This is a genomic window from Deinococcus radiophilus, assembly GCF_020889625.1.
GTDB classification, from domain to species: domain Bacteria; phylum Deinococcota; class Deinococci; order Deinococcales; family Deinococcaceae; genus Deinococcus; species Deinococcus radiophilus.
On record NZ_CP086380.1, the window covers coordinates 72390 to 95699 of the forward strand.

The window sequence follows — 23310 nt, forward strand, 5'->3', positions numbered from 1 at the left end:
ACTTTCACTTCCTTAGTCCTGACGCTGAAGCTGACCCATGCCCCTCGCCACTTGGTGGGGGGGTTAGTTCTTATCTGGAGCCGGAGTCAGCATGACCTGGTACATGTAGCGTGCGGGGCCGTCCAACTGGCCGTAGCGCTCAAACAGTTCCAACAAGTCCAGCTGCAGCGCTTTGGCCTGAGTATGGCTCAGATATAGCGGCCCCAGCCCAAAATGCACAGCGCTGGTGTCCGGCTGTAGTGGGTTCCACGGCTGCCCTTCCCGCGTGGCAGGGAGCAAGCTGATGGCATGTTCCTGCTCCGCTGAGGCCAGGAATCCGCCCACTGCCAGGGGACCGTCACTCACAGCGGCGGCCAGCTGATCACGCATCGCCCTTTCATAGGGTGCAAAGCTGAGGTCCAGATAGTCCTGGACGCTCATCAGCGCCAGAGGAATGAAAAATTGACGGTAGGGACAATGGTAGTAGCGCAGCGGCTTGCCACTCCGGGGCTGCTCGCGCACCAGCCGCAGCAGGCCTAACTGCTCGTAGCGCTGCACCAGGCGGTAGGCCCGCACATCCGGCCACCCCACGGCCTGGGCAAACTGCCGCACCGTCATCCCCGCTGGGTTGGTCATGAAGTGCCGCAGGCGCCGCAAGTGTTCTACCTGGCTCACAGCGGCGGCAACCTGAGGTGTCTGGACGTGCAGCACACTATTTTCATCTGCGGGTTTCATTGAACATAGCTTAGCCTCAGCATGCGGGTATGACTTGGATGCCTCGCCACAACAGCTTCCGTTTTTTGCGTACGGCCCTTGTGCTGGTGGCCCTGATGTGGGGCTTAGGGTCGGCGCAGGCGTCCTGGCTGAGCCCAGAACAGGTTCAGGCACAAATGCAGGAATTTCGGCGGCAGACCGGCGTGCCTGGCGTGGCGGTGGCGGTGCTGCAAGGCGGCCAGATGACGGTGCAGAGCCTGGGAGTCTCCCCGCAGGCGCGCTTCAAGGTCGCTTCGGTCAGCAAATCGTTTACTGCCGCTGTCATTTTGCGCCTGGCCGACCAGGGAAAGCTGGATTTGGACCGCCCGGTAACGCAATATGTGCCGCTGGTCTGGCAGGATTCACGCGGGCCTGCGGTCACGGTAAGACATTTGCTGAACCAGACCTCGGGCCTGAGTGACGGGGCCAGTGGTCAATTGCTCACCCATACATTTACGCCACCTGCCGAGCTGCTGGCCGACATTGCGGCCGCCCCACTCAGCGCCGCAGCGGGTGAGCGCTTCGAGTACGCCAATGTCAACTACGCGCTGCTGGCCCTGATCGCCGAGCGGGTCAGCGGGCAATCTTACGCCGAGCTGCTGCCTTCCGAGGTCTTCGCCCCGCTAGAGCTGGGGGGCGAGGTGAGAGGTGACTGTGCTGAAACTCCGCCTCAGACGGCTCAGGGACACACCCTGCTCCTGCGCTGGGCCATCCCTGCCACAGAGCCGCACAGCAACTGCCTCGGCAGTGGCAACGTCGTGGCTTCGGCGGCAGACCTGGGCCGCTGGCTGCAGGAGAATTTCTCGCCTTCTTCCACCCTGCTGACCCCGGTGCAGCGACGCCTGATGCAGCAGCCCGGTGCAGCGGGAGACTACGGGATGGGCTGGTACCGTATCCAACAGCCTGATCTGCCGCCCTACCTGGGACACGGCGGCAATCTGGTCACCTACGCCACGCATGTGGTTTACGATCCCAGCACCCAGACGGGTCTGGCGGTGTTGCTAGACACCAACGGTCCGGCGGCCCTGCTGACCTTAAACCTCCTGCGTGAGCGTCACGGCCTACCAGCCGTTCCCATGTCCTCGCCCAGTTTCTGGTTGGATGTGGTTTTGCTGGGGTTGGCTGCTGTAGCCCTGGCCTGGGCACTTTGGGCCGTAGGCCGACGTCAGCGGTGGCAGGCGTGGGCAGTGGCGGCCCCACGTTGGCGAGTCGGGCTGAGCCTCCTGCTGCCGATCTTGCTGCTGGGGGTAATGGTCTTCGCGCCGACCCTGGCCTTTACTGCGCCTCTTACATCCTGGCCGGTGGTGCTGACCCTGCTCCCCAGCAGCGCAGGCTTGTGGGTGGCAGTGGCGGCCATCCTGACAGGGTGGGCAGCCCGCCTAGTCTTCCTGAACCGCTGACTGGCCGAGGGAAGCCGCGCGCTCACTCACAACTCCCCCATGCGCTTCACGCAGCTTGCGCCAGCGCTCCTGCACCCGGCCCTCCCAGCCCTCGTGGCCGGGCTGATACAGGTCCAGCTCGGTTCCTTCAGGCAAATAATTCTGTGCGAATGACCCTGCTGGATCGTCGAAGTAATAGGCGTAGCCTTTGCCGTAGCCCTGGCGCTTCATCAGTTCGGTGGGGGCGTTTCTCAGGTGTAGTGGTACCGGCAACGTTTCGCCTTCCTGCACAGCGCGGGTCACTTTTTTCCAGGCGGCATATACGCTGTTGCTCTTGGGGGCCAGGCTCAAATACACCACGGCCTGGGCCAGCGCCAAGTCACCTTCGGGACGGCCCAGAAACTCGGCGGTGTCGCGGGCGGCGACGGCCAGCCGCAGCGCCTGTGGGTCGGCCAGCCCAATGTCTTCAGCGGCAATCCGCACGATTCGGCGGGCCACGTAGAGGGGATCGGCCCCGCCTTCAAGCATCCGCGCCAGCCAGTACAGCGAAGCGTCCACGTGGCTGCCGCGTACCGACTTGTGCAGCGCCGAGATCAGGTTGTAGAAGTCCTCGCCGCCCTTGTCCATCGCGGGCAGGTGCTTGCCGAAGGCCTCGGTGATCGCCGCTTCGTCCACCGGATTGGCCAGCACGGACGCTGCCTCTAGCGTACCCAGCGCCCGCCGCCCGTCGCCATCAGCTAGGCGGGCCAGCAGCTCCAGCGCCCCCGGTTCAATGCCCACGCCGTCCAGCCCGCGTGGGTCAGTCAGTGCCCGCCCGATCAGCGCCCGTAGGTCGTCCGGGGTCAGCGCCTCCAGGACCAGTGTCCGCGCCCGCGATCTCAGCGCCGGGTTCACCTCGAAGCTGGGGTTCTCGGTGGTCGCGCCGATCAGGGTCAGCAGGCCTGACTCTACATGCGGCAAGAGCGCATCCTGCTGGGCCTTGTTGAAGCGGTGGATTTCATCTAGAAACAGCACGGTCTTCTGCCCACGCCCGCGCCTTCCCTCAGCCTCGGTCACGGCTTCGCGCACGTCCTTGACCCCCGCCGAGACTGCCGAAAGTTGAATAAAGTGTGCCCTGACTTCACCGGCCAGTAGTCTTGCCAGCGTCGTTTTGCCCACACCCGGTGGCCCCCACAATATGAGTGAAGGGAGGCGGCCCGACGCCAGCAACCGGGTCAGCGGTTTTCCGGGTCCCAGCAGGTGGGTCTGCCCGACCACCTCGGCAATGGTCTGGGGGCGCAGGCGCTCGGCCAGGGGCGCGGGCGGGTCAAACAGGGTCATTGCTTCACGCTAATGCACGCGGCGCGGCACAATAGAGAGCATGAACCTCACAGAAATGGCGCAGCGCGAAGGTCTTCCCGATTCGGTCACCGTGGAGCGCGAAGACACCGAAGCAGGCTTCCTGATCCGGGCGGTGCAAGGAGAACGGGGCGCAGAGGTGCTGATTACTCCCTCGGCCTGCAAGATGTACGGCGAAGGCCCCAGCATCAATGTGGCGCTGGACCGCCTCCGGCAGCTGCTGAAGGGTGCAGGACTGCCGCCGAGGGGAGAGGCTGGATGGCACCGCGAGGAGCTGGCCGACATCTGAGTTAAAGAAGCCGAAGTCAAATCGGCATGGAACTAGGGAAGGGCAGCTGCTTTAGGCCTCTGGAGCAGTAAGCCACCTGTCACCTGGAGAGGACTTGTCATCCGGGGAGGTCTGCACATCAAAAGGGCCACCCCTTGCCCTTGCGTCGCAGATCCGCTAGACTTTTACGTCGGTACGCAACCTCTGCGTAGCGTGTGCCAGGAGGCGGGACACCGTCACTGGCGAGAATCAACCCAATGTGGGCCGCAAAACCCAAAAAGGCATGACTGTCTTTTCTGGCAAACCCGATCAAAGGGTCATTTTTGTGTGTGCCACCGCTTGGAGGAGAGTAATTATGGCAAAAGGTACGTTTGAGCGCACCAAGCCCCACGTGAACGTGGGCACCATCGGCCACGTGGACCACGGTAAAACCACTCTGACCGCAGCAATCACTTTCACCGCTGCGGCCATGGATGACACCATCGAAACCCTGGCCTACGACCAGATCGACAAGGCCCCGAAGAAAAGGCCCGTGGTATCACCATCAACACCAGCCACGTTGAGTACAACACCCCTGACCGTCACTACTCCCACGTGGACTGCCCCGGTCACGCCGACTACGTCAAGAACATGATTACCGGCGCAGCCCAGATGGACGGCGCCATCTTGGTCGTCAGCTCCGCTGACGGCCCCATGCCCCAGACCCGCGAGCACATCCTGCTCGCCCGTCAGGTCGGTGTGCCTTACATCGTCGTGTTCATGAACAAAGTCGACATGGTCGACGACGAAGAACTGCTTGAGCTGGTCGAGATGGAAGTCCGCGAATTGCTGAGCAACTACGAGTTCCCTGGCGACGATCTGCCGATCGTCAAAGGCAGCGCCCTCAAGGCCTCGAAGCCCTGCAGGCCAACCCCAAGACCGCCCGTGGTCAGGACGAGTGGGTCGACCGTATCTGGGAACTACTGGACGCCATCGACTCCTACATTCCCACCCCTGAGCGCGATACCGACAAAGCCTTCCTGATGCCCGTCGAAGACGTGTTCACCATCACCGGACGTGGCACCGTGGCGACCGGCCGTGTTGAGCGTGGCATCGTCAAAGTGGGCGACGAAGTGGAGATCGTCGGTCTGACCGACACCAAGAAGACCACCGTGACCGGCGTAGAAATGCACCGTAAGCTGCTGGACAGCGGTATGGCCGGTGACAACGTGGGCGTGCTGCTGCGTGGTGTGAGCCGTGATGACGTGGAGCGTGGCCAGGTGCTGGCCAAGCCCGGTTCCATCACCCCCCCACACCCAGTTCGAAGCCAACGTGTACGTGTTGAGCAAGGACGAAGGTGGCCGTCACAGCGCATTTTTCGGTGGGTACCGTCCCCAGTTCTACTTCCGTACGACGGACGTGACCGGCGTTGTGGAACTGAAAGAAGGCGTAGAAATGGTGATGCCCGGCGATAACGTCGAGTTCACTGTGGAACTGATCAAGCCGATCGCCATGGAAGAAGGCCTGCGTTTCGCCATCCGCGAAGGTGGCCGTACCGTCGGCGCTGGCGTCGTCACCAAGGTCATCAAGTAAGGGACTGGTGTAGAGAATGGTAGCTCCCAAGATTCGTATCAAACTGCGCGGTTTCGACCACCGTGCGCTGGACCAGTCCGCGAGCAAGATCGTGGATACGGTCCGCCGCACCGGCGCAGACGTGAGCGGCCCCGTGCCGCTGCCCACCCGTATCCGCCGTTTCTGTGTGCTGCGTAGCCCCTTTATCGACAAGGACAGCCGCGAGCACTTCGAGATTCGCACCCACAACCGCCTGGTGGACATCAAGAACCCCACCAAGAAGACCATTGATAGCCTGATGACCCTGGACCTGCCGACCGGCGTGGACATTGAAATCAAGACGGTGGGAGGCGGCGCATGAAGGGCATCCTCGGTACCAAGATCGGCATGACCCAGATCTGGAAAGAAGACCGCGCCGTACCAGTAACGGTCATTCTGGCCGGTCCTTGCCCAGTCGTGCAGCGTAAAACCAACGAAGTGGACGGCTACGAAGCCGTGCAGATCGGTTTTGGTGACCGCAAAGAGAAGAACCTGAACAAGCCCCAGCTGGGCCACCTGAAAAAGGCCAGCCTAAGCCCGGTGCGCTACCTGCGTGAATTCCGTGACTTCAGCCCTGAAGGCGACGAAGTGCGCGTGGACCTGTTCAGCGAAGGCGAAAAGGTGGATGTGACCGGTACCAGCAAAGGTAAAGGTTTCCAGGGCGTTATGAAGCGCTGGAACTTTTCCGGTGGTCCGGCCAGCCACGGTGCCAAGAAGTGGCACCGCCGCCCCGGTTCGATCGGTCAGCGTAAGACCCCCGGCCGTGTGTTCAAAGGCAAGAAGATGGCTGGCCACATGGGTGACGAGCGCGTAACAGTGCAGAACCTGGAAGTGGTTGAAGTCCGTCCCGACGAGAACCTGATCCTGGTCAAAGGTGCGGTTCCCGGAGCCAACGGCGGCCTGGTGGTGCTGCGAGGCGCCGTTAAGGGAGGCCAGTAATGGCGCAGATTCAAGTTGTTGGTAAGAACGGCGGCCGCTCCATCGAGCTGGACCTGCCAGAAGTGAACCCCCATGTGCTGCACGAGGTCGTGACCTGGCAGCTGGCCGGCCGCCGCCGCGGCACCGCCAGTACCAAGACCCGCGCTCAGGTGGCCCGTACCGGCCGCAAAATGTTCTCTCAGAAGGGCACCGGTAATGCCCGTCACGGCGACCGTACCGTGCCGACTTTTGTAGGCGGTGGTGTGGCCTTCGGTCCTAAACCCCGTAGTTACAGCTATACCCTGCCACGTAAGGTGCGTCAGTTGGGTCTGGCCATGGCCCTGGCCGACCGTCAGGCTGCCGGCATGCTGACCGCCGTGGATGGCTACGACCTGGACGGCAAGACCAAGAGCTTTGTGCAGTGGGCCAAGGACAATGGCATGGACGGCAGCGAAAAAGTCTTGATCGTCACTGACGATGCAAATGTTCTGCGCAGCGCCCGTAATGTGGCCTGGGCCACTGCCCTGCCGGTGGCTGGCCTGAACGCTTACGACATCCTGCGTCACGACCGTCTGGTGATTGACGCGGTTGCCCTGGAGCCTGCTCAGGAAGAGGAGGGCCAGCAGTGAGCCACTACGACATTATTCAGTCCCCCGTGGTCAGCGAAAAGTCTTTCGCTGCAATGGAGCAGGGCGTTTACAGCTTCTGGGTTGATCCCAAAGCCACCAAGCCTGAAATCAAGAGTGCCATTCAAAAGGCCTTTGATGTCCAGGTGGTCGGTATCAGCACCATGAACGTCCGTGGCAAGCGCAAGCGTGTGGGCCGTTTCATGGGCCAGCGCAACGACCGCAAGAAGGCTGTGGTTCGTCTCGCCGATGGCCAGAAGATCGAAGCCCTCGAAGGACTGGTCTAAGGAGATTCAGCATGGCTATTAAGAAGTACCGTCCCTATACCCCCAGTCGCCGTCAGATGACCACGGCCGACTTTTCGGGCCTGACCAAAAAGCGCCCCGAAAAGGCCCTGACCGAGCCCCTGCATAAGACCGGTGGCCGTAACAACCGTGGCCGTATCACCAGCCGTTTTATCGGTGGTGGACACAAGCGCCTGTACCGCATCATCGACTTCAAGCGCCGTGATAAGGCTGGCGTGACCGCCAACGTCGCTGCCATCGAGTACGATCCCAACCGCAGCGCCCGTATCGCTCTGCTGAACTACGCTGACGGCGTCAAGCGCTACATCCTCGCTCCCGAAGGCCTCAAAGTTGGCCAGAAGGTCAACGCTGGCCCCGAAGCCGAGCCTAAGCTGGGTAATGCCCTGCCCCTGCGCTTCGTGCCTGTGGGTGCCGTGGTGCACGCGGTGGAACTGGTTCCCGGCAAGGGTGCCCAGATGGCCCGCAGCGCCGGAACCAGCGTGCAGGTCCAGGGTAAGGAAGGCGACTACGTCATCCTGCGTCTGCCCAGCGGCGAACTGCGCCGCATTCACTCCGAGTGCTACGCCACCATCGGTACGGTCGGTAACGCCGAGCACAAGAACATCGTGCTGGGTAAGGCCGGACGCAGCCGCTGGTTGGGCCGCAAGCCACACCAGCGTGGTAGCGCCATGAACCCGGTGGACCACCCACACGGCGGTGGTGAAGGCCGCACCAGCGCGGGCCGTGTACCGGTCAGCCCCTGGGGACAGCCTTCGAAGGGTCTCAAGACCCGCCGCAAGCGCAAGAACAGTGACCGCTTCATCATCAGCCGCCGTAAGGGCCGCAAGTAAAGGAGGGTAGAGAATGCCCCGTAGCCTCAAAAAAGGCCCGTTCGTGGATGATCACCTCCTGAAAAAGGTGGATACCCAGAACGAGCGCAAAGAGAAGAAAGTCATCAAGACCTGGAGCCGCCGCTCGACCATCGTGCCCGAAATGATCGGTCACACCATCGCGGTACACAACGGCAAACAGCACACCCCGGTGTTTGTGAATGAGCAGATGATCGGTCACAAACTGGGCGAGTTTGCCCCTACCCGCAACTACCGTGGTCACGGCGCCGACAAGAATGCCAAAGGGAGCAAGAGGAAATGACCGCTACCCAGACCGCAGAATTCCGCAACAAGAAGCAGCGCAAGCAGGAGCACAAGCTGCGCAAGCCGGGCTTTGCCCGTGCCAAGTACGTGCGCATGAGCCCACGCAAAGTGCGCCTGGTCGTGGACCTGATTCGCGGCAAGTCCGTTCAGGACGCCGAAGACATCCTGCGCTTCCTGCCCCACATTGCCAGTGAGCCGATCAGCAAGGTGCTGAACTCGGCCAAGGCCAACGCGCTGCACAACGACGACATGCTGGAAGACCAGCTGTTCATCAAGGAAGCCTACGTGGACGCTGGCCCGACCCTCAAGCGCCTGATTCCCCGTGCCCGTGGCGCCGCCAATATCATCCGCAAGCGCACCAGCCACATCACCATCGTGGTCAGCGAAAAAGGAGCCAACTGATGGGTAATAAAATCAACCCCAACGGCTTCCGCCTCGGCGTGACCCGTGGCTGGAACAGCCGCTGGTATGCCGGCAAGAAAAACTACAGCCAGCTGCTGCGCGAAGACGAGCAGATCCGTCAGCTGGTTCACAAAGAACTGCAGGCTGCTGGTATTGCCCGTATCGAGATCGAGCGTGCTGGTCAGCAGATCAATGTGATCATCAGCGCGGCCAAGCCTGGCATCGTGATCGGTAAAGGCGGCGAGAGCATCAAGGCTATTCGTCAGCGTATCGAGAATATGGTGGAAGCCGGAACTGTGGCCGTAAACGTCGCGGAGATTCCCAACCCCAACACCAGTGCTCCGCTGGTTGCCCTGCGTATCGCCGAGCAGATTGAGCGCCGTTTCGCTTTCCGCCGCGCCATGAAGCAAGCTGCTCAGCGCGTGATGGAATCCGGCGCCCGTGGCTGCAAAGTGGTGCTGTCGGGCCGTCTGGGTGGCGCCGAGCAGTCCCGCACCGAGAAAGTGCTGGAAGGCCGTGTGCCCCTGCACACCCTGCGCGCTGACATCGATTACGGCACCGCCACCGCCAGCACCACCTATGGACAGTTGGGCATCAAGGTGCTGGTGTTTAACGGTGAAGTGATTGGTGGCCGCACTGAAACCGGTCAGACCCGTGGCCCCCGTAGCGCCGGCCGTGACGAAGACGGTGCCGAGCGCCGTAACCGCGGAGAGCGTCCTGCAGGTGGCCGCCGCCGCCCGACCGCTCGCCGCCGTCAAGGAGGACCCAATGCTGCTTCCTAAGCGCACCAAGTACCGTAAGCAATTCCGTGGCCGCATGCGCGGTGAAGCCAAAGGCGGCGACTATGTGGCATTTGGTGACTATGGCATGGTTGCCATGGAACCCGGCTGGATTCGTTCGAACCATATCGAAGCCTGCCGTATCGTGATGAGCCGTCACTTCCGCCGCGGCGGTAAGATCTACATCCGTATTTTCCCCGACAAGCCTGTCACTAAAAAGCCCTTGGAAGTGCGAATGGGTAAGGGTAAGGGCGCGGTGGAGTACTGGGTGGCCGTAGTGAAGCCGGGCCGCGTGATGTTCGAGGTGGCCGGCGTGACCGAAGTGCAGGCGAAGGAAGCCTTCCGCCTGGCGGGTCACAAGCTGCCCATCAAGACCAAGATGGTCAAGCGCGAGGTGTACGATGAAGCCCAGTGAAATGCGTGAACTGGCACTGAACGATTTCGACCGCGAAATCGAGAGCCGTAAAAAAGAGCTGATGGAGCTGCGCTTCCAGGCTTCGGTAGGTAACCTGCCTCAGCCCCACCGCGTGAGCCGACTGCGCCGTGAAGTGGCCCAGCTGAACACCATCCGCAGCGAGCGTCAGCGCAAGGAAGGTCAGCAATGAGTGAAATGAAAAAAGTCGCCCTGAGAAAGACCTTCCAGGGCACCGTGGTGAGCGACAAGGGCGACAAGACGGTGAGCGTGAAAGTGGAGCGCCGCTTTGCTCACCCTCTGTACGGCAAGGTCGTGACCCGCAGCAAGAAGTACGCGGCTCATGACGAGCGAAACGAGTACCGCATCGGTGACCGCGTGGAGATCATCTCGGTGCGCCCGATCAGCAAGACCAAGACCTGGAAGGTCACCCGTCTGATCGAGCGTCCCCATAACCTCGAAACCACGGTGGCTGAAACCGAAGTGGCCACCGAGGAAGCCGGAGGCGAAGCATGATTCAGGTTCAGACCCGTCTTGACGTGGCCGACAACAGCGGCGCACGTGAATTGATGTGCATCCGTGTACTGAACAGTGGCATCGGCGGCAAAGGCCTGACCACGGGTGGCGGCGGCAACAAACGCTACGCTCAGGTGGGCGACATTATCGTGGCCAGCGTAAAAGACGCTGCGCCCCGTGGTGCAGTGAAGGCCGGCGACGTAGTGAAGGCTGTGGTTGTACGTACCAGCCACGCGATCAAACGCCAGGATGGCAGCACCATCCGCTTTGACCGCAACGCTGCTGTGGTGATCAACCAGAACGGTGAACCCCGCGGCACCCGCGTCTTTGGTCCGGTGGCCCGTGAACTGCGTGACCGCCGTTTCATGAAGATCGTTTCTCTGGCTCCGGAGGTGCTGTGATGCCCCGTAAAACTGCCGGTGAACACCACAACAACAAGCTGCATGTCCGTAAGGGCGACACCGTCATTGTGCTGAGTGGCAAACACAAAGGCGCAACCGGTAAAGTGCTGCAGACCTCCCCCCGCGACCAGAAGGTTCTGATCGAAGGTGTGAACACGGTCATCAAGCATGTCAAGCCCAGCTTTGCCAACCCCGAAGGTGGCCGTGTGGAAACTGAGATTCCTCTGCATGCCTCCAAAGTGGCCCTGGTGGACCCCGAGACTGGCAAAGCCACCCGCGTGCGCAAGCAAGTGGTAGATGGCAAAAAAGTCCGTGTGGCCGCTGCCAGCGGTAAAGTCGTCGACTAAACGTATGGGGCCGCTCCTTCGTGGGCGGCCTGGGCGACCTGTCCGCCCGAAATGAGGACTTATGTTGCAACTCAAAGAAAAGTACCAAAGCGAGGTGCGCCCATCGCTGGTTGAGCAGTTCAGCTACTCCAGCGTGATGGCTGCTCCCCGCGTTGAGAAGATCGTGATCAACGAGGGCCTCGGCTCAGCTGCGCGCGATGACTCCAAGGCCATCGATAAGGCCGCCAAGGAACTGGCACTGATCACCCTGCAAAAGCCAGTGGTGACCAAAGCCAAGAAGAGCATCTCGAACTTCAAGCTGCGTCAGGGTATGCCCGTAGGTGTCAAAGTGACCCTGCGCGGTGACCGCATGTGGGTCTTCCTGGACAAGCTGATTAATGTTGGCCTGCCCCGTATTCGCGATTTCCGTGGGATTAATCCCAACGCTTTTGATGGCCGTGGCAACTACAACCTGGGTATCAAAGAGCAACTGATCTTCCCTGAAATCACCTACGACATGGTGGACCGTACCCGCGGTATGGATATCACCATCGTGACTACGGCCCGCACTGACGAAGAAGCCCGTGCCCTGCTTCAGGGTTTGGGCCTGCCTTTCCGCAAGTAAGCGCCTCTGGCGCCTGAGGCTGGTCAAGATGGCCCGCTTAGGGTAAAGTAAGGAGTTGCAGCCCCGCTGCACTCCTTATTGTTTGCCGCGAGAGCTGCAAAGGAAATAAGAGATTCACAGAAAGGAAGCATAAGAACATGGCCAAAAAGAGCAAAATTGCCAAGCAGAAGCAGCGCGAGAAGAAGGTTGCCAAGTACGCTGCTCAGCGCGCTGAGATGAAAGCCGCCGGCGACTACTACGGTCTGAGCCAGTTGCCCCGCGACGCCAGCCCTACCCGCCTGCACAACCGCTGTGAATTCACGGGTCGTCCCCGTGGCTACATCCGTCACTTCGGCGTGAGCCGTATCGTGATGCGTGAAATGGCGCACCGCGGCGAGCTGCCCGGCGTACGTAAAGCCAGCTGGTAAGCGCTGGAGAGTTGGTCCCGGCGGATACGAACCAGGCCTCATTGCCAGGTGATCGTCCGATCTGGGGAATGTCCCTAACAAGAGAAGGCCCGGCTCCTCAATGGACTGGATTTTTTCGGGAAAAGAACCTGGAGGCCGCCTGTTGGCTTCCGCTGTCCTGGGGCTGCCCGCCCCTGGAGGAATAATGGTTAGTGATCCTATTGCCGACATGCTGACGCGCATCCGTAACGCGACCCGCGGTTACAAAGAGAGCGTGGATGTGCCAGCGTCGAAATTCAAAGAGCAGCTGGCAAAGCTGCTGGTCAAAGAAGGCTATATCGCTTCGGTGGAGCGTATGCGTCCCGAAGGGCAGCAGTTTGATGTGCTGCGTCTGGGTCTGAAGTACGGCGAACGCCGTGAGCAAGTGATCAAGCACATTGAGCGCGTGAGCCGTCCTGGTCGCCGCGCTTACCTGAGTGCTGACCGTCTGCCCCGTGTACGTAACGGCATGGGCTTGGCAGTGGTATCCACCAGCAAAGGCCTGTTGCCTGACCGCGAAGCCCGTAAAGAAGGCGTCGGCGGCGAAGTTATCTGCGTCTTGTGGTAAGGCGTAACGCCTGATTACATGACTGCAAAGTCCAAAACGACTGCATAGAAGGAGACAGCATGTCCCGTATTGGTAAAGCACCTATTACTGTGCCCGGTGGCGTCACGGTCAGCGTCGAAGACGGTGTCCTGAAAGCCAAGGGACCTAAGGGCGAATTGAGCGTGCCCTTCCACAAGGCCCTGACCGTCAAGCAAGATGGCGATCAGCTGGTGGTGGAACGTGATAACGATAAGCCTGAAATCCGTGCCCAGCACGGCCTGGCCCGTAGCCTGATCGCAAATGCCGTTCAAGGTGTCAGCGATGGTTACACCATCAACCTGGAACTGCGTGGTGTAGGTTTCCGCGCCAAGATGTCCGGTAAAGCCCTGGAACTGGCCATCGGTTACAGCCACCCAGTGATTATTGATCCGCCCGAAGGCGTGACCTTCGCCGTACCTGAACCCACCAAAATTGACGTGACTGGCATTGATAAGCAGCTGGTCGGTCAGGTGGCTGCCAATGTTCGCCGCGTGCGTAAGCCCGATGCCTACCACGGCAAAGGTGTGCGCTTCCTGGGTGAGCATATTCCTCTCAAACCCGGTAAGGCTGGAGCGAAATAATGAGCAACATGACTGCAACCCGCCGCAAGCTGCGCGCTCGCCGCAAGGTGCGCACCGCCATGGGCACCCGTCCCCGCCTGAGCATCTTCCGCTCGGACAAGCACATCTACGCCCAGATCATCGACGACAATACCGGCACTACGCTGGCCGCTGCCTCAACTGGCGCTCTGAAAGACGCCGCAACCGGCACCAAGTCCGAGCGTGCTGCTGCTGTAGGCAAGGCCCTGGCCGAAGCCGCTGTAGCCAAGGGCGTCAAACAAGTTGCATTTGACCGTGGTCAGTACCGTTACCACGGACGTGTCAAAGCGCTGGCAGACGCCGCGCGGGAGGGTGGCCTTGACTTTTAATCGCCGTAACGACCGTCAGGACAGCGAATTTGAAGAAAAGATGCTGTTCGTTAACCGCACCTCGAAAACCTACCAGGGTGGTCGCCGCTTCCGTTTCGCCGCTCTGGTGATCCTGGGCGACCGCAATGGCCGCGTGGGCATGGGTATCGGCAAAGCCAAAGAAGTGCCGATGGCCATTGAAAAAGCCAAGTCCGTGGCTCGCAAGAACATGATCACCGTGCCGGTAGACAATGGCACCATTCCTCACGACATCGTGGGTGAAGGTACCACCAGCCGTGTGCTGCTCAAGCGCGCTGCTCCCGGTACTGGTGTCATTGCAGGGACTGTGCCCCGTTCTATTGCCGAATTGGCCGGAATCACCGACATGCTTAGCAAAGAGCTGGGCAGCCGCAACCAGATCAATGTGGCCTACGCCGTGTTTGACGGGTTGCAGAAACTGCGTACGCCTCAGCAGGTCCGTGAACTGCTGGACAGTGAAGGCGTGTCGCCCCTGACTGGAGGCTCGCTGTGAGCGCGATCAAAATCACCCTGAAACGCAGTGTGATCGGCCGTCCACAGGAACAGCGTGACACGGTCAAAGCACTGGGTCTGCGTAAGATTGGTCAGTCCCGCGAAGTGCAGGATAGCCCCGCGGTGCGTGGGATGCTCCGCAAAGTTGAACATCTGGTGGAGGTTCAGCAATGAGTAAAGTCATGAAACTGCATGACCTGCAGCCTGCTCCCGGTTCACGCCGGAACCGTAAGCGTATAGGCCGTGGTCCTGGCGGTACCGATAAGACCGCTGGACGTGGTCACAAAGGTCAGAAGAGCCGCAGTGGTGCAGGTAAAGGCCAGTTCTTCGAAGGTGGCCGCAGCACCCTGATCAGCCGTCTGCCTAAGCGCGGCTTTAACAACGTGGGCACCACCTTCGAAGTGGTGAACCTAAGCCAGTTGGCTGCCCTTGAAGGTGACACCATTGACCGCGCTGCTCTGGAGCAGGCTGGTCTGGTGCGCCGTAAGGACCGTCCCGTCAAATTGCTGGGCGGGGGCGAACTGAGCCGTGCTGTCACTGTTCAGGTAGACGCTGCTAGCGCCAGCGCCGTAAAAGCTGTGGAAGCAGCTGGCGGTCAAGTGCAAGTGACTGCTGCCCCGGAGAAGGCCGAGTAACATGCTCCGCGCCTTCCGCGAAGCCTTCCAGACTCCGGAGCTGCTGCGGAAGATAGTGTTTACCCTGCTCCTGTTGGCGGTCTACCGCCTCGGGAGCGCCATTCCTACGCCGGGGGTCAATGTGGCGGCGCTTCAAAATGCCACCAACAATGACCTGTTCGGCCTGCTGAGCTTTATTTCAGGCGGCAACCTCACGCAATTTTCCATTTTTGCGCTGGGGGTGCTGCCTTATATCACTGCCAGCATCGTGATTCAGCTGCTGACCCGTACGGTGCCGCAGCTGGAAAAGCTCAGTAAGGAAGGCGAGGAAGGCCGTAAGCGTATCAACCAGCTCACTCGCTATGCGGCTGTCGCTCTGGGGGCCTTCCAGGCACTCTTCTTCTCGCTGTATATCACCAGTAATCCTGGCTTTATTGCAGTGGGTTGGGATCCAGGGCTGTTCACCACACTGGTGATGGTGTTGACTCAGGTTGCTGGGGTGGCCCTGACCATGTGGATCGGTGAGCGGATTACGGATGTGGGTATCGGCAACGGCATCAGCCTGATTATTGTGGCAGGCATCATCGGGGTTTACCCTGCGGAAATTGCCGCAACCGCAGAACTGTTCCGTACGGGACAGCTCCAACTGTTGCCACTTCTGGCCTTTATCGGCATTATCCTGCTGACCATCATCGGCATTGTCTATGTGTATCAGGCTGAGCGCCGGGTACCCATTACTTATGCCCGTGCCCGTGGGGGAGCCGCAGGAACGGCCCGCCGTGCTGGTCAGGCCACTTGGCTGCCGATCAAAGTGAACCAGGCCGGCGTCATTCCTGTGATTTTTGCTTCTGCGATGATGATTCTGCCCAACCTGATTGGCTCGGCGGCGGCTTCACGCTGGCCCCAGGTCAATGAGTTTGTGCAGACCTACTTGACCTTTGGGTCGCCCTGGTATATGGCACTGGAAGCCCTGCTGATTTTTGGGTTTACCTTTCTCTATAACTCGGTGCAGTTTGATCCCAAGCGGATCAGTGAGCAGCTGCGCGAGTCGGGAGCCTTTATTCCGGGTGTCCGTCCAGGTACACCAACCACCCAGTTCTTGGGGAACATCAGCTCACGCCTGAGCCTTTGGGGAGCTGTCTTTCTGGTGATTTTGACCATCATGCCTCAGATTGTGCAGAGCCTGACGGGGATCACCACCTTTATGTTCAGCGGAACGGGTCTGCTGATTATTGCGGGTGTGGCTCTGGAAACGCTCAAGCAACTGGAAGCCCAACTGACCGTGCGCCGCTACGATGGATTTATTCGTAAGGGCCGTTTGCGCGACCGGGTGACCTGATTCCTTACCCTGCTTAACTGGCCGCCCTGCTGGGCGGTTTTTTAATTGTCCAGCAGATTCGCCACACTCGGCTGGCTCTTAACGCCTTGGCTCCTCGCTATAGGTTCGAATTCAGAGGTTCCTGTCTCAGAGACGCTCTGATTTTCCCAGAGGACCGTATGATGAGAAGGCCAGCCGTGAGAACGGCTCAGATACAGAGCCCATCCGTCTCAAGTCTTATTTTTCAAGGAGTCGAACGTGACGATAGACCAGCCATCTCAACCTTCCAACCACCAAGTCATTATCTTTCTGGGCCCTCCCGGCGCAGGGAAGGGAACACAGGCCGAGCGCCTGGCCGCCGAAGCCGGACTGATCAAGATCAGCACGGGTGATATTCTGCGCGACCATGTGGCCCGTAAGACTGAATTGGGGGAACAAGTGGCCCCGATTCTGGCGGCAGGTCAACTGGTGCCAGATCATATCTTGGTGGCCCTGATTCGTGACTACCTGAGTGGATTGTCCTCGCTGCGTGTAATCTTTGATGGGTTCCCGCGTACGGTGCCGCAGGCTCAGGCCCTGGATGAGCTTCTGCACGAACTGGGTGCTCCGGTTCAAGCCGCCATCTTATTGGAAGTGCCCGATGAAGAACTGATTGGACGTATCGTGGAGCGGGGCCGTCAGGCTGCTGCTGCTGGACAACCTGTTCGGAGCGATGACACCGAGGAGGTGGCGCGCCGCCGTCAACAGGTCTACCGGGAGGAAACGGCACCACTGATCGAGTACTATCACAATTGTGGACGACTGACCGAAGTGGACGGTACGGGGAGCATGGATGATGTGTACGGACGTATTCAGGCCACCGTTGTCCCCAGCTGATAGAATGGTATGGACATATGCCCACGGCGCTTGCAGGGTTTGGGGGCACGTGATACCTTATTCTTTGGCTTGTACTTAGCTTGGAGGTTATGTGGCGAGACGAAGAATGCCGGAACAAAACGAGAAGCGCAAGAAGGAAGACTCGGATGTCGTACGCGCCGAAGGTGTGGTTGAAGAGGCTTTGCCCAACACCACCTTTAAGGTAAAGCTGGACACGGGTCATGAGATTCTGGCCTACATCAGCGGAAAAATGCGGATTCACTACATTCGTATTCTCCCTGGGGACCGGGTTGTTCTGGAAATCAGTCCTTATGACACCACGCGGGGCCGTATCGTTTACCGCAGATAAGACCAAGATAGGTCTTAGCGTGCATCAACCGAAAAGTGGGAAGTACCCGCAGATTCCCTGACGACGAACGTCCGCTTGGACAGATGAGTTTGGGGGTCGAGCGCTGCTCAGCATCAAGCAAAGGCGGCGCGAGGAGGAACTATGAAAGTTCGCAGTAGTGTCAAAAGAATGTGTGACAACTGCCGAGTGATCCGCCGTCACGGCCGGGTTTTCGTCATTTGCACCAACGTGAAGCATAAGCAAAGGCAGGGCTGAAGATGGCGCGTATTGCTGGAGTTGACCTCCCACGCGAAAAGCGTGTGGAAATTGGCCTGACCTATATCTACGGTATCGGCCTGACCCGCAGCCGCGAGATTCTGGAGCGCACTGGTGTGAGCCCAGATACCCGCATCAAGGACCTGAGCGAAGCAGAGCAGTCCACCCTGCGTGACGCGATTGAAAAGACCTACAAGGTCGAAGGCGATCTGCGTAGTGAAGTGGGCCAGAACATTAAGCGCCTGATGGATATCGGTGCTTACCGTGGTCTGCGTCACCGCCGTGGCCTGCCCGTACGCGGTCAGAAGACCAAAACCAACGCCCGTACCCGCAAAGGTCCCAAAAAGACCGTTGCTGGCAAGAAGAAAGCAGCGAGGTAAGCCATGGCCAAGACCACCAAAGGCAGAGCACCCCGCCGCAGCCGCCGCAACATTGCTGCGGGCCGCGCATATGTGCATGCCAGCTACAACAACACCATCGTCACCATCACCGACCAAGACGGCAACTCCGTGGCGTGGTCGTCCGGCGGTACCATCGGCTACAAGGGCAGCAAAAAGGGTACTCCCTACGCTGCCCAGCTGGCCGCCGCTGACGCGGTGAAAAAAGCCCAGCAGTCCTTCGGCATGAACTCGGTGGACGTGATTGTCCGCGGCTCCGGCTCCGGCCGTGAGCAGGCGATCCGCGCCATTCAGGCCAGTGGCATTGAAGTGCGTTCCATCATGGACGACACTCCTGTGCCTCACAACGGCTGCCGTCCCAAGAAGAAGTTCCGCGCCTGAGCGCACGCGCGTGACCGTCTGCCCCGCTTCCCACTGTGTACCGTTTCTGCACCACGTAGAAACGCTGTAGCGCAGTCAAGCCCACCACAAGCTGAGGAAGCGGCGCTGCCGTAGGCAGTTGCAGAGGCACGCAATAGACCAGGGCATTTGCCCAGAGGAGAAATATGGGTCGTTTTAGTGGTTCCATCGTGAAACAAAGCCGCCGTGAAGGCATCAACCTGGCGGAAACGGAAAAGGTTCAGAAGTACTTGGACCGCCGTCCTTACGCTCCCGGTCAGCACGGTCAGCGCCGTGGCCGTGGTCGCCCGAGCGATTACTCGGTGCGTCTGCGTGAAAAGCAGAAGCTGTCCCGTCTATACGGTATGAGCGAAAAGCAATTCCGTAACCTCTTCGAAGAGGCCACCCGTCAGCCTGGCGTGCTGGGCACGGTTTTCCTGCAGTTGCTGGAGCGCCGCTTGGATAACGTCGTGTTCCGCATGGGCTTTGCCAGCACCCGCCGCCAGGCCCGTCAGTTCGTAGGTCACGGTCATATTCTGGTCAACGGCAAGAAAGTTGACATTGCCTCTTACCGCGTCAAGATCGGTGATGAAATCACCGTGGCGGAAAAGAGCCGCTCCATGGGCTTTGTGCAGGAAAACATGGAGGCCATGAAGCGCCGCCGCCCCAGCCCCTGGCTTGAAGTCAACGCTGAAACCTTCAGCGGTACGTTTAACCGCCTACCTGCCCGTGAAGATCTGGCCCTGCCGATCAACGAAAACTTCATCATCGAGTACTACTCGCGCTAAACCCTGGAGGTCCCATGGATCAGAAGCGCCCTCAACTCAAAGCCCGCGTCGAAGGAAACTATGGCGAGTTCGTGCTCGAACCACTTAACCGTGGTTACGGGGTCACCATCGGCAACCCTATTCGGCGCATTCTGATGTCCTCGATTCAGGGAACTGCCGTCACCAGTGTTTACATTGAAGACGTGCTGCACGAGTTCTCGACCATTCCTGGAGTCAAAGAAGATGTTATTCGACTGATTCTGAACCTCAAGGAACTGGTGGTGAAGTTTCACGCTCCCGGTCCCAAGACCCTGACCCTACGTGCTCAGGGCCAAGGGGTGATCCGGGCCTCTGACTTTGAAGTTCCAAGTGACGCCGAAATCGTGAATCCGGATCTGGAAATTGCCAACCTGGCCGATGACGGTCAATTGGTGATGGAAGTGCGCGTAGAAGAAGGCGAAGGCTACATGCCTGCCGAGAAGCACGCCACCAAGGACCGCATCAACTCGATTCCGGTAGACGCGATGTTCAACCCGGTGCGCCGTGTGGCCTACCACGTGGAAAACACCCGTGTGGGCCGTCAGACCGACCTGGATAAGTTGATCTTGCGCATCTGGACGGATGGCAGCGCCACCCCACAGGATGTGCTGGACCAAGCCATTGAGATTCTGCGAGAAGAATTAATGGTGTTCGGTACGGTGGAAGAACTAGAAGAAGTCGAAAGCGGCGTGGTGGAGTACACCATGTCCGCCGAGCCTACTCAGGCTGAAACCGAAGCTGCCACTGAAACTGTGGACAGCACCGAATCCGACTTTGTCGGTGGTGAGCCGAGTGTCAGCCTGGAAGGTCTGGGACTGACCACCCGCGTTCTGCACTCGCTCAAAGAAGAAGGCATTGACAGCGTTGATGCCCTGTGCGCCCTGAGTGACCGCGACCTGAAAAAGGTACCGGGCATTGGTGAGCGCAGCCTAGATGAGATCAAACAGCAACTGGCCCAGTTTGGCAAGGCGCTGCGCGACTAAGACCCCGCCCAGGAGCGGGGGCCTGAAGCTCAGGCTCTCCACTCCCTTTTTAACCTCTAAGGAGAACTGCTATGCGTCACGGAAGAGCTGGCCGCAAGCTGAACCGCAACAGCAGCGCCCGCACGGCACTGGCCCGCGCTCAAGCCACGGCACTGCTGCGCGAAGGCCGCATCCAAACCACCCTCACCAAGGCTAAGGAACTGCGCCCTTACGTCGAGAAGCTGATTACCACCGCCAAAGGTGGAGATCTGCACGCCCGCCGTCTGCTGGCTCAGGACATTCACGACAAAGAAGTCGTGAGCAAGGTCATGGAAGAAATCGCTCCTCGCTACGCCGAGCGCAGCGGTGGCTACACCCGCATTCTCAAGACCGGCACTCGCCGTGGGGACGCGACCACCATGGCCCTGATCGAGCTGGTCTAATCACAGGTTTATCCCCTCTAGCCTGTTGGCTGTAGGGGTCACCTATCAAGCATGACAGCTGGCCTATAGACTGGCTTTTTTGGCGTCTTCAGTTAGAGCCAACAGGAAACCCTCCCGGTTTGGGAGGGCTTTCTATTGCTGGAGCCTGACGGTCCGTCAGATTAGTTGGTGGCTTCGAGGTGTTTGTTCAGCAAAGTTTCAAAAGAGCGTTTGGGGGCAGCGCCGACCATCTGCTCGACGGGTTGGCCGTCTTTGAACAGGATCAGGGTAGGGATGCTCATCACGCGGAACTGGCCGGCAGTGCCTGGGTTCTCATCCACGTTGACCTTGCCGATTTTGACGCGGCCATCATAGTCTTCAGCCAGCTCTTCCAGGACAGGGCCGATGATGCGGCAGGGGCCACACCAGGGTGCCCAGAAATCTACCAGGGTCAGTCCGTCGCCCAGTTCGGTGCCAAAGTTGCTGTCGGTCATCTCAACAGGTTTCATGGGAATTAGTATAGTGGCCGCCCACACGCGTAAGGAGAGGCGGCTTGCGTTTTGCTCAAGAATTTGGCAAGAACGCCTCCTGCTCAATGGATGGTTTCGGTGCTATTCCAAGAGGCTACCGTTCACTCCTCCTTAAACCGGCCCGCCTTATGATGGGGCAGAGATGACACACAGCGGCGCAGATTTTCCGGAGGCCTGGTTGGCCGGAGCCCGCCGCTTTGATGCAGGGGAGTGGTGGCAAGCGCATGAGGCCTGGGAGGAGGAATGGCTGCAGGCTGAGGGGCAGCGCCGGGCGGCCTTGCAGGCCCTGATTCTGCTGGCAGCGGCCCTACATAAGCGTTGGCGTCAAGGACGGCCCACCCGCAACAACTTTGTCAAGGCGCAGGCGTACCTGCGTGAATTGCCTGCAGGAGCTTACGGCTTAGATTGGATGGCCCTTGAACGTGCTGTAGATGTGGCCCTGGACGGAGATGTCGCGCCTACTGCATTGTCGTTGCCGCTGTTGGGCCAAGGGCAGCTCAACTAACGCCCTACTGTACAATGCAGATGTAGAGGTTATGAACATGAATTCAACGCGTATTGCCCTATTCGTAGATGGGGCCAGTATTTACTCGGCGGCCAAACGCCTGGGTTGGAACTTCGATCATCAGAAGATTCTGGAATATTTCCGTGCAACGGGGGCGGTGCATAATGCGTTTTATTACACGGCATTGTCCACCCAAGAAGGCGACAAGCAAAAGCGCTTTACCGACGCGCTGATTTATATGGGGTATACCGTCCGTACCCAGCCGCTGCGCGAGGTGGCGGATGAGGGTGGAGTGTCTTGCCGCCGGACCAGCTTGGATATTGAGCTGATCACCGACCTTCTCACTACTTTGGATCACTACGATGTGGCCGTGCTGGTCACTGGGGATGGTGGCTATGGTCGCCCGCTGGAGGCGCTACGGGCACGGGGCAAACGCAGCATAGTGGTCAATCTGCCGGAGATGACCAGCGCTGAACTCCGCAATGCTGCTGACGACTATCTAGATCTTCGGAACCTGCGCCACGAATTCGAGCGCCCCGGGTACCGCTTGCCCAGTGATGGGCGCACGGGAAGCGACCTGCGGCGCGGTGAACTAACTGGACCGGACCTATTTTATGGGCGCTGGGAGCACCGATGAGCGCTGAAGCGAAGCGGAACGCTGCTCCATTGGGACTGCCGATTGCGCTGGACGCTATGGGCGGCGACTACGGCGTGGAGCCGAATGTGGCGGGGGCTGTAGCTGCAGCCCGTGCGGGCGTGTCGGTGCTGCTGGTGGGGCGCGAACCGCAGATTCACGCCGAACTGGCCAAGCATCCTGGCAGCAGCAGTCTGCCACTGCGGGTCATTGACACATCGGACGTGATTGGGATGGAAGAGCATGCCCGTGATGTGCGCTCGCGCCGTGAAGCCAGCATCAATGTCTGTACCCAGTTGGTGCGTGAGGATCGGGCGGCAGCCGTAGTATCTATGGGTCACAGCGGTGCAGCCATGGCATCGGCGCTGCTGACGCTAGGACGACTGCCAGGAGTAGACCGCCCAGCCATGTTAACCCACCTGCCCGCCAAAACAGGGTTTGTGACCCTGTTGGATGTGGGAGCCAATGCGGACGTCAAGGCCGCCTATCTGGCGCAGTGGGCGCTGCTGGCTACCGTTTACCTCAGGGTGGTGGAAGACTTGGAGGAACCTGCTGTGGGCCTGCTGAGCATTGGCGAGGAGGACCACAAGGGCAGTCAGCTGGTGCTAGATGCCCACGCCTTGCTGCGGGCCATGGATGGGCAGGGTATCCGTTTTTATGGCAATGTAGAGGGCCGCGACATCTTCCAGGGAACCACCGATATCGTGGTCACTGATGGCTTCACCGGAAATGTGGTCTTGAAGCTGGCGGAGGGTGAGGCCAAGGTGCTGCTGGGATGGGTCAAGGAAGCGCTGGGAAGTAGCCTCAAGTCCAAGGCTGGTGGACTGCTGGCCCGAGGAGCGCTCAAAGGGCTGGCCGAGCGGCTGAACCCCAGTGCCTACGGAGCCAGCTTGCTGCTGGGTGTGAAGGGACTCGTGTTGATCGGTCACGGGTCCTCGGATGAACATGCCGTCAAGAACTCTCTGCTGCGTGCGGCCCGCGCTCATGAATCGGACCTTATTGAGCGGTTGAAGGTGGCGCTGGAACAGTTTGGTGACTCGCCCGCTTCTGGACAATCTGAATAG

General features: G+C 59.8%; 38 protein-coding genes and 1 pseudogene. 36 read left to right on the forward strand and 3 right to left on the reverse strand.

Annotated features, from left to right (window positions below):
* Positions 1 to 63: 63 nt before the first annotated feature.
* Positions 64 to 714, reverse strand: coding sequence for an ArsR family transcriptional regulator (locus LMT64_RS00365; RefSeq protein ID WP_126351985.1), 651 nt, complete (start codon positions 712 to 714; stop codon positions 64 to 66).
* Between the two features lie 29 nt (positions 715 to 743).
* On the opposite strand from LMT64_RS00365, the gene LMT64_RS00370 reads away from it, so the two are divergent.
* A complete protein-coding gene (locus LMT64_RS00370) occupies positions 744 to 2132 on the forward strand; it encodes a serine hydrolase domain-containing protein (protein WP_126351986.1) in 1389 nt (462 codons plus the stop codon).
* Here the strand turns inward: LMT64_RS00370 and LMT64_RS00375 are convergent.
* A complete protein-coding gene (locus tag LMT64_RS00375) occupies positions 2112 to 3431 on the reverse strand; it encodes a replication-associated recombination protein A (RefSeq protein WP_126351987.1) in 1320 nt (439 codons plus the stop codon). The genes LMT64_RS00370 and LMT64_RS00375 overlap by 21 nt on opposite strands.
* Before the next feature lie 40 nt (positions 3432 to 3471).
* Here LMT64_RS00375 and LMT64_RS00380 point away from each other — a divergent pair, with 40 nt between their 5' ends.
* The 32 genes and pseudogenes from LMT64_RS00380 (at position 3472) to rplQ (ending at position 20598) form a co-directional block, all read left to right on the forward strand.
* Positions 3472 to 3738 (forward strand): hypothetical protein, encoded by a 267-nt coding sequence (locus LMT64_RS00380; protein WP_126351988.1) that lies wholly within the window; start codon positions 3472 to 3474, stop codon positions 3736 to 3738.
* A 334-nt stretch (positions 3739 to 4072) separates the two neighbouring features.
* Positions 4073 to 5289 (forward strand): annotated as a pseudogene (gene tuf, locus LMT64_RS00385) (elongation factor Tu).
* Positions 5290 to 5305: 16 nt separating this feature from the next.
* Entirely contained in the window at positions 5306 to 5629 is a 324-nt protein-coding gene (rpsJ, locus tag LMT64_RS00390; RefSeq protein WP_013614172.1) for a 30S ribosomal protein S10, read from the forward strand.
* Positions 5626 to 6246: a 50S ribosomal protein L3 gene (rplC, locus tag LMT64_RS00395; protein ID WP_126353160.1), complete on the forward strand. Its 621-nt coding sequence runs from the start codon at positions 5626 to 5628 to the stop codon at positions 6244 to 6246. Before rpsJ ends, rplC begins: the two co-directional genes overlap by 4 nt.
* A complete protein-coding gene (gene rplD, locus LMT64_RS00400; protein ID WP_126353162.1) occupies positions 6246 to 6854 on the forward strand; it encodes a 50S ribosomal protein L4 in 609 nt (202 codons plus the stop codon). The genes rplC and rplD overlap by 1 nt, the downstream gene beginning before the upstream one ends.
* A complete protein-coding gene (locus LMT64_RS00405) occupies positions 6851 to 7138 on the forward strand; it encodes a 50S ribosomal protein L23 (protein WP_126353163.1) in 288 nt (95 codons plus the stop codon). The genes rplD and LMT64_RS00405 overlap by 4 nt, the downstream gene beginning before the upstream one ends.
* A gap of 11 nt (positions 7139 to 7149) precedes the next feature.
* On the forward strand, positions 7150 to 7986 hold the full coding sequence (rplB, locus tag LMT64_RS00410; RefSeq protein ID WP_126353165.1) for a 50S ribosomal protein L2: 837 nt from the start codon (positions 7150 to 7152) through the stop codon (positions 7984 to 7986).
* A 13-nt stretch (positions 7987 to 7999) separates the two neighbouring features.
* A complete protein-coding gene (rpsS, locus tag LMT64_RS00415; RefSeq protein WP_126353167.1) occupies positions 8000 to 8287 on the forward strand; it encodes a 30S ribosomal protein S19 in 288 nt (95 codons plus the stop codon).
* Positions 8284 to 8691, forward strand: coding sequence for a 50S ribosomal protein L22 (gene rplV, locus LMT64_RS00420; protein WP_126353169.1), 408 nt, complete (start codon positions 8284 to 8286; stop codon positions 8689 to 8691). The genes rpsS and rplV overlap by 4 nt, the downstream gene beginning before the upstream one ends.
* Positions 8691 to 9473 carry a 30S ribosomal protein S3 gene (gene rpsC, locus LMT64_RS00425; RefSeq protein WP_126353171.1) on the forward strand — a complete coding sequence of 261 codons (783 nt, stop codon included), beginning with the start codon at positions 8691 to 8693 and terminating at the stop codon, positions 9471 to 9473. The genes rplV and rpsC overlap by 1 nt, the downstream gene beginning before the upstream one ends.
* The gene (rplP, locus tag LMT64_RS00430; RefSeq protein WP_126353172.1) at positions 9460 to 9885 is read left to right on the forward strand and encodes a 50S ribosomal protein L16; all 426 of its coding nucleotides are present in this window, start codon (positions 9460 to 9462) and stop codon (positions 9883 to 9885) included. Before rpsC ends, rplP begins: the two co-directional genes overlap by 14 nt.
* The gene (gene rpmC / locus LMT64_RS00435) at positions 9872 to 10075 is read left to right on the forward strand and encodes a 50S ribosomal protein L29 (protein WP_126353174.1); all 204 of its coding nucleotides are present in this window, start codon (positions 9872 to 9874) and stop codon (positions 10073 to 10075) included. The genes rplP and rpmC overlap by 14 nt, the downstream gene beginning before the upstream one ends.
* 20 nt (positions 10076 to 10095) lie before the next feature.
* Entirely contained in the window at positions 10096 to 10398 is a 303-nt protein-coding gene (gene rpsQ, locus LMT64_RS00440) for a 30S ribosomal protein S17 (RefSeq protein WP_126353212.1), read from the forward strand.
* Positions 10395 to 10799 (forward strand): 50S ribosomal protein L14, encoded by a 405-nt coding sequence (gene rplN, locus LMT64_RS00445; protein ID WP_126353176.1) that lies wholly within the window; start codon positions 10395 to 10397, stop codon positions 10797 to 10799. The genes rpsQ and rplN overlap by 4 nt, the downstream gene beginning before the upstream one ends.
* Positions 10799 to 11146, forward strand: coding sequence for a 50S ribosomal protein L24 (gene rplX, locus LMT64_RS00450; protein WP_126353178.1), 348 nt, complete (start codon positions 10799 to 10801; stop codon positions 11144 to 11146). Before rplN ends, rplX begins: the two co-directional genes overlap by 1 nt.
* Before the next feature lie 61 nt (positions 11147 to 11207).
* A complete protein-coding gene (rplE, locus tag LMT64_RS00455) occupies positions 11208 to 11750 on the forward strand; it encodes a 50S ribosomal protein L5 (protein WP_126353180.1) in 543 nt (180 codons plus the stop codon).
* A gap of 137 nt (positions 11751 to 11887) precedes the next feature.
* Complete coding sequence (gene rpsN / locus LMT64_RS00460) at positions 11888 to 12157, forward strand: 30S ribosomal protein S14 (RefSeq protein WP_126353183.1); 270 nt, start codon at positions 11888 to 11890, stop codon at positions 12155 to 12157.
* Between the two features lie 184 nt (positions 12158 to 12341).
* A complete protein-coding gene (rpsH, locus tag LMT64_RS00465) occupies positions 12342 to 12743 on the forward strand; it encodes a 30S ribosomal protein S8 (RefSeq protein ID WP_126353185.1) in 402 nt (133 codons plus the stop codon).
* 59 nt (positions 12744 to 12802) lie between these two features.
* Positions 12803 to 13342 carry a 50S ribosomal protein L6 gene (gene rplF / locus LMT64_RS00470; protein WP_126353186.1) on the forward strand — a complete coding sequence of 180 codons (540 nt, stop codon included), beginning with the start codon at positions 12803 to 12805 and terminating at the stop codon, positions 13340 to 13342.
* Positions 13342 to 13689 carry a 50S ribosomal protein L18 gene (rplR, locus tag LMT64_RS00475; protein WP_126353188.1) on the forward strand — a complete coding sequence of 116 codons (348 nt, stop codon included), beginning with the start codon at positions 13342 to 13344 and terminating at the stop codon, positions 13687 to 13689. Before rplF ends, rplR begins: the two co-directional genes overlap by 1 nt.
* Positions 13679 to 14200, forward strand: a complete 522-nt coding sequence (gene rpsE / locus LMT64_RS00480; RefSeq protein WP_170166058.1) for a 30S ribosomal protein S5 — start codon at positions 13679 to 13681, stop codon at positions 14198 to 14200. Before rplR ends, rpsE begins: the two co-directional genes overlap by 11 nt.
* A gap of 5 nt (positions 14201 to 14205) precedes the next feature.
* Positions 14206 to 14373, forward strand: a complete 168-nt coding sequence (gene rpmD, locus LMT64_RS00485) for a 50S ribosomal protein L30 (protein ID WP_211334201.1) — start codon at positions 14206 to 14208, stop codon at positions 14371 to 14373.
* A gap of 8 nt (positions 14374 to 14381) precedes the next feature.
* Positions 14382 to 14834, forward strand: a complete 453-nt coding sequence (rplO, locus tag LMT64_RS00490) for a 50S ribosomal protein L15 (RefSeq protein WP_126353216.1) — start codon at positions 14382 to 14384, stop codon at positions 14832 to 14834.
* Between the two features lies 1 nt (position 14835).
* Entirely contained in the window at positions 14836 to 16152 is a 1317-nt protein-coding gene (gene secY, locus LMT64_RS00495) for a preprotein translocase subunit SecY (RefSeq protein WP_126353192.1), read from the forward strand.
* 237 nt (positions 16153 to 16389) lie between these two features.
* Complete coding sequence (locus tag LMT64_RS00500) at positions 16390 to 17007, forward strand: adenylate kinase (RefSeq protein ID WP_229253249.1); 618 nt, start codon at positions 16390 to 16392, stop codon at positions 17005 to 17007.
* A gap of 106 nt (positions 17008 to 17113) precedes the next feature.
* Positions 17114 to 17356, forward strand: coding sequence for a translation initiation factor IF-1 (gene infA / locus LMT64_RS00505; protein ID WP_126353219.1), 243 nt, complete (start codon positions 17114 to 17116; stop codon positions 17354 to 17356).
* A gap of 141 nt (positions 17357 to 17497) precedes the next feature.
* Positions 17498 to 17611: a 50S ribosomal protein L36 gene (gene rpmJ, locus LMT64_RS00510; RefSeq protein ID WP_126353194.1), complete on the forward strand. Its 114-nt coding sequence runs from the start codon at positions 17498 to 17500 to the stop codon at positions 17609 to 17611.
* A 2-nt stretch (positions 17612 to 17613) separates the two neighbouring features.
* Entirely contained in the window at positions 17614 to 17991 is a 378-nt protein-coding gene (gene rpsM / locus LMT64_RS00515) for a 30S ribosomal protein S13 (RefSeq protein WP_126353195.1), read from the forward strand.
* A 3-nt stretch (positions 17992 to 17994) separates the two neighbouring features.
* The gene (rpsK, locus tag LMT64_RS00520) at positions 17995 to 18390 is read left to right on the forward strand and encodes a 30S ribosomal protein S11 (RefSeq protein WP_126353197.1); all 396 of its coding nucleotides are present in this window, start codon (positions 17995 to 17997) and stop codon (positions 18388 to 18390) included.
* Between the two features lie 164 nt (positions 18391 to 18554).
* Complete coding sequence (rpsD, locus tag LMT64_RS00525) at positions 18555 to 19175, forward strand: 30S ribosomal protein S4 (RefSeq protein WP_126353199.1); 621 nt, start codon at positions 18555 to 18557, stop codon at positions 19173 to 19175.
* A 14-nt stretch (positions 19176 to 19189) separates the two neighbouring features.
* On the forward strand, positions 19190 to 20176 hold the full coding sequence (locus LMT64_RS00530; RefSeq protein ID WP_126353201.1) for a DNA-directed RNA polymerase subunit alpha: 987 nt from the start codon (positions 19190 to 19192) through the stop codon (positions 20174 to 20176).
* 71 nt (positions 20177 to 20247) lie between these two features.
* On the forward strand, positions 20248 to 20598 hold the full coding sequence (rplQ, locus tag LMT64_RS00535; protein ID WP_126353202.1) for a 50S ribosomal protein L17: 351 nt from the start codon (positions 20248 to 20250) through the stop codon (positions 20596 to 20598).
* A 161-nt stretch (positions 20599 to 20759) separates the two neighbouring features.
* Here the strand turns inward: rplQ and trxA are convergent, their stop codons facing one another.
* A complete protein-coding gene (gene trxA / locus LMT64_RS00540) occupies positions 20760 to 21086 on the reverse strand; it encodes a thioredoxin (RefSeq protein ID WP_126353204.1) in 327 nt (108 codons plus the stop codon).
* Positions 21087 to 21249: 163 nt separating this feature from the next.
* Between trxA and LMT64_RS00545 the strand changes: the two genes are divergently transcribed.
* The 3 genes from LMT64_RS00545 to plsX are packed head-to-tail and all read left to right on the forward strand — an operon-like array spanning position 21250 to position 23310.
* Positions 21250 to 21612 carry a DUF309 domain-containing protein gene (locus LMT64_RS00545; RefSeq protein ID WP_126353206.1) on the forward strand — a complete coding sequence of 121 codons (363 nt, stop codon included), beginning with the start codon at positions 21250 to 21252 and terminating at the stop codon, positions 21610 to 21612.
* Positions 21613 to 21649: 37 nt separating this feature from the next.
* Positions 21650 to 22249 carry a LabA-like NYN domain-containing protein gene (locus LMT64_RS00550; RefSeq protein WP_126353208.1) on the forward strand — a complete coding sequence of 200 codons (600 nt, stop codon included), beginning with the start codon at positions 21650 to 21652 and terminating at the stop codon, positions 22247 to 22249.
* Positions 22246 to 23310: a phosphate acyltransferase PlsX gene (plsX, locus tag LMT64_RS00555; RefSeq protein WP_126353210.1), complete on the forward strand. Its 1065-nt coding sequence runs from the start codon at positions 22246 to 22248 to the stop codon at positions 23308 to 23310. Before LMT64_RS00550 ends, plsX begins: the two co-directional genes overlap by 4 nt.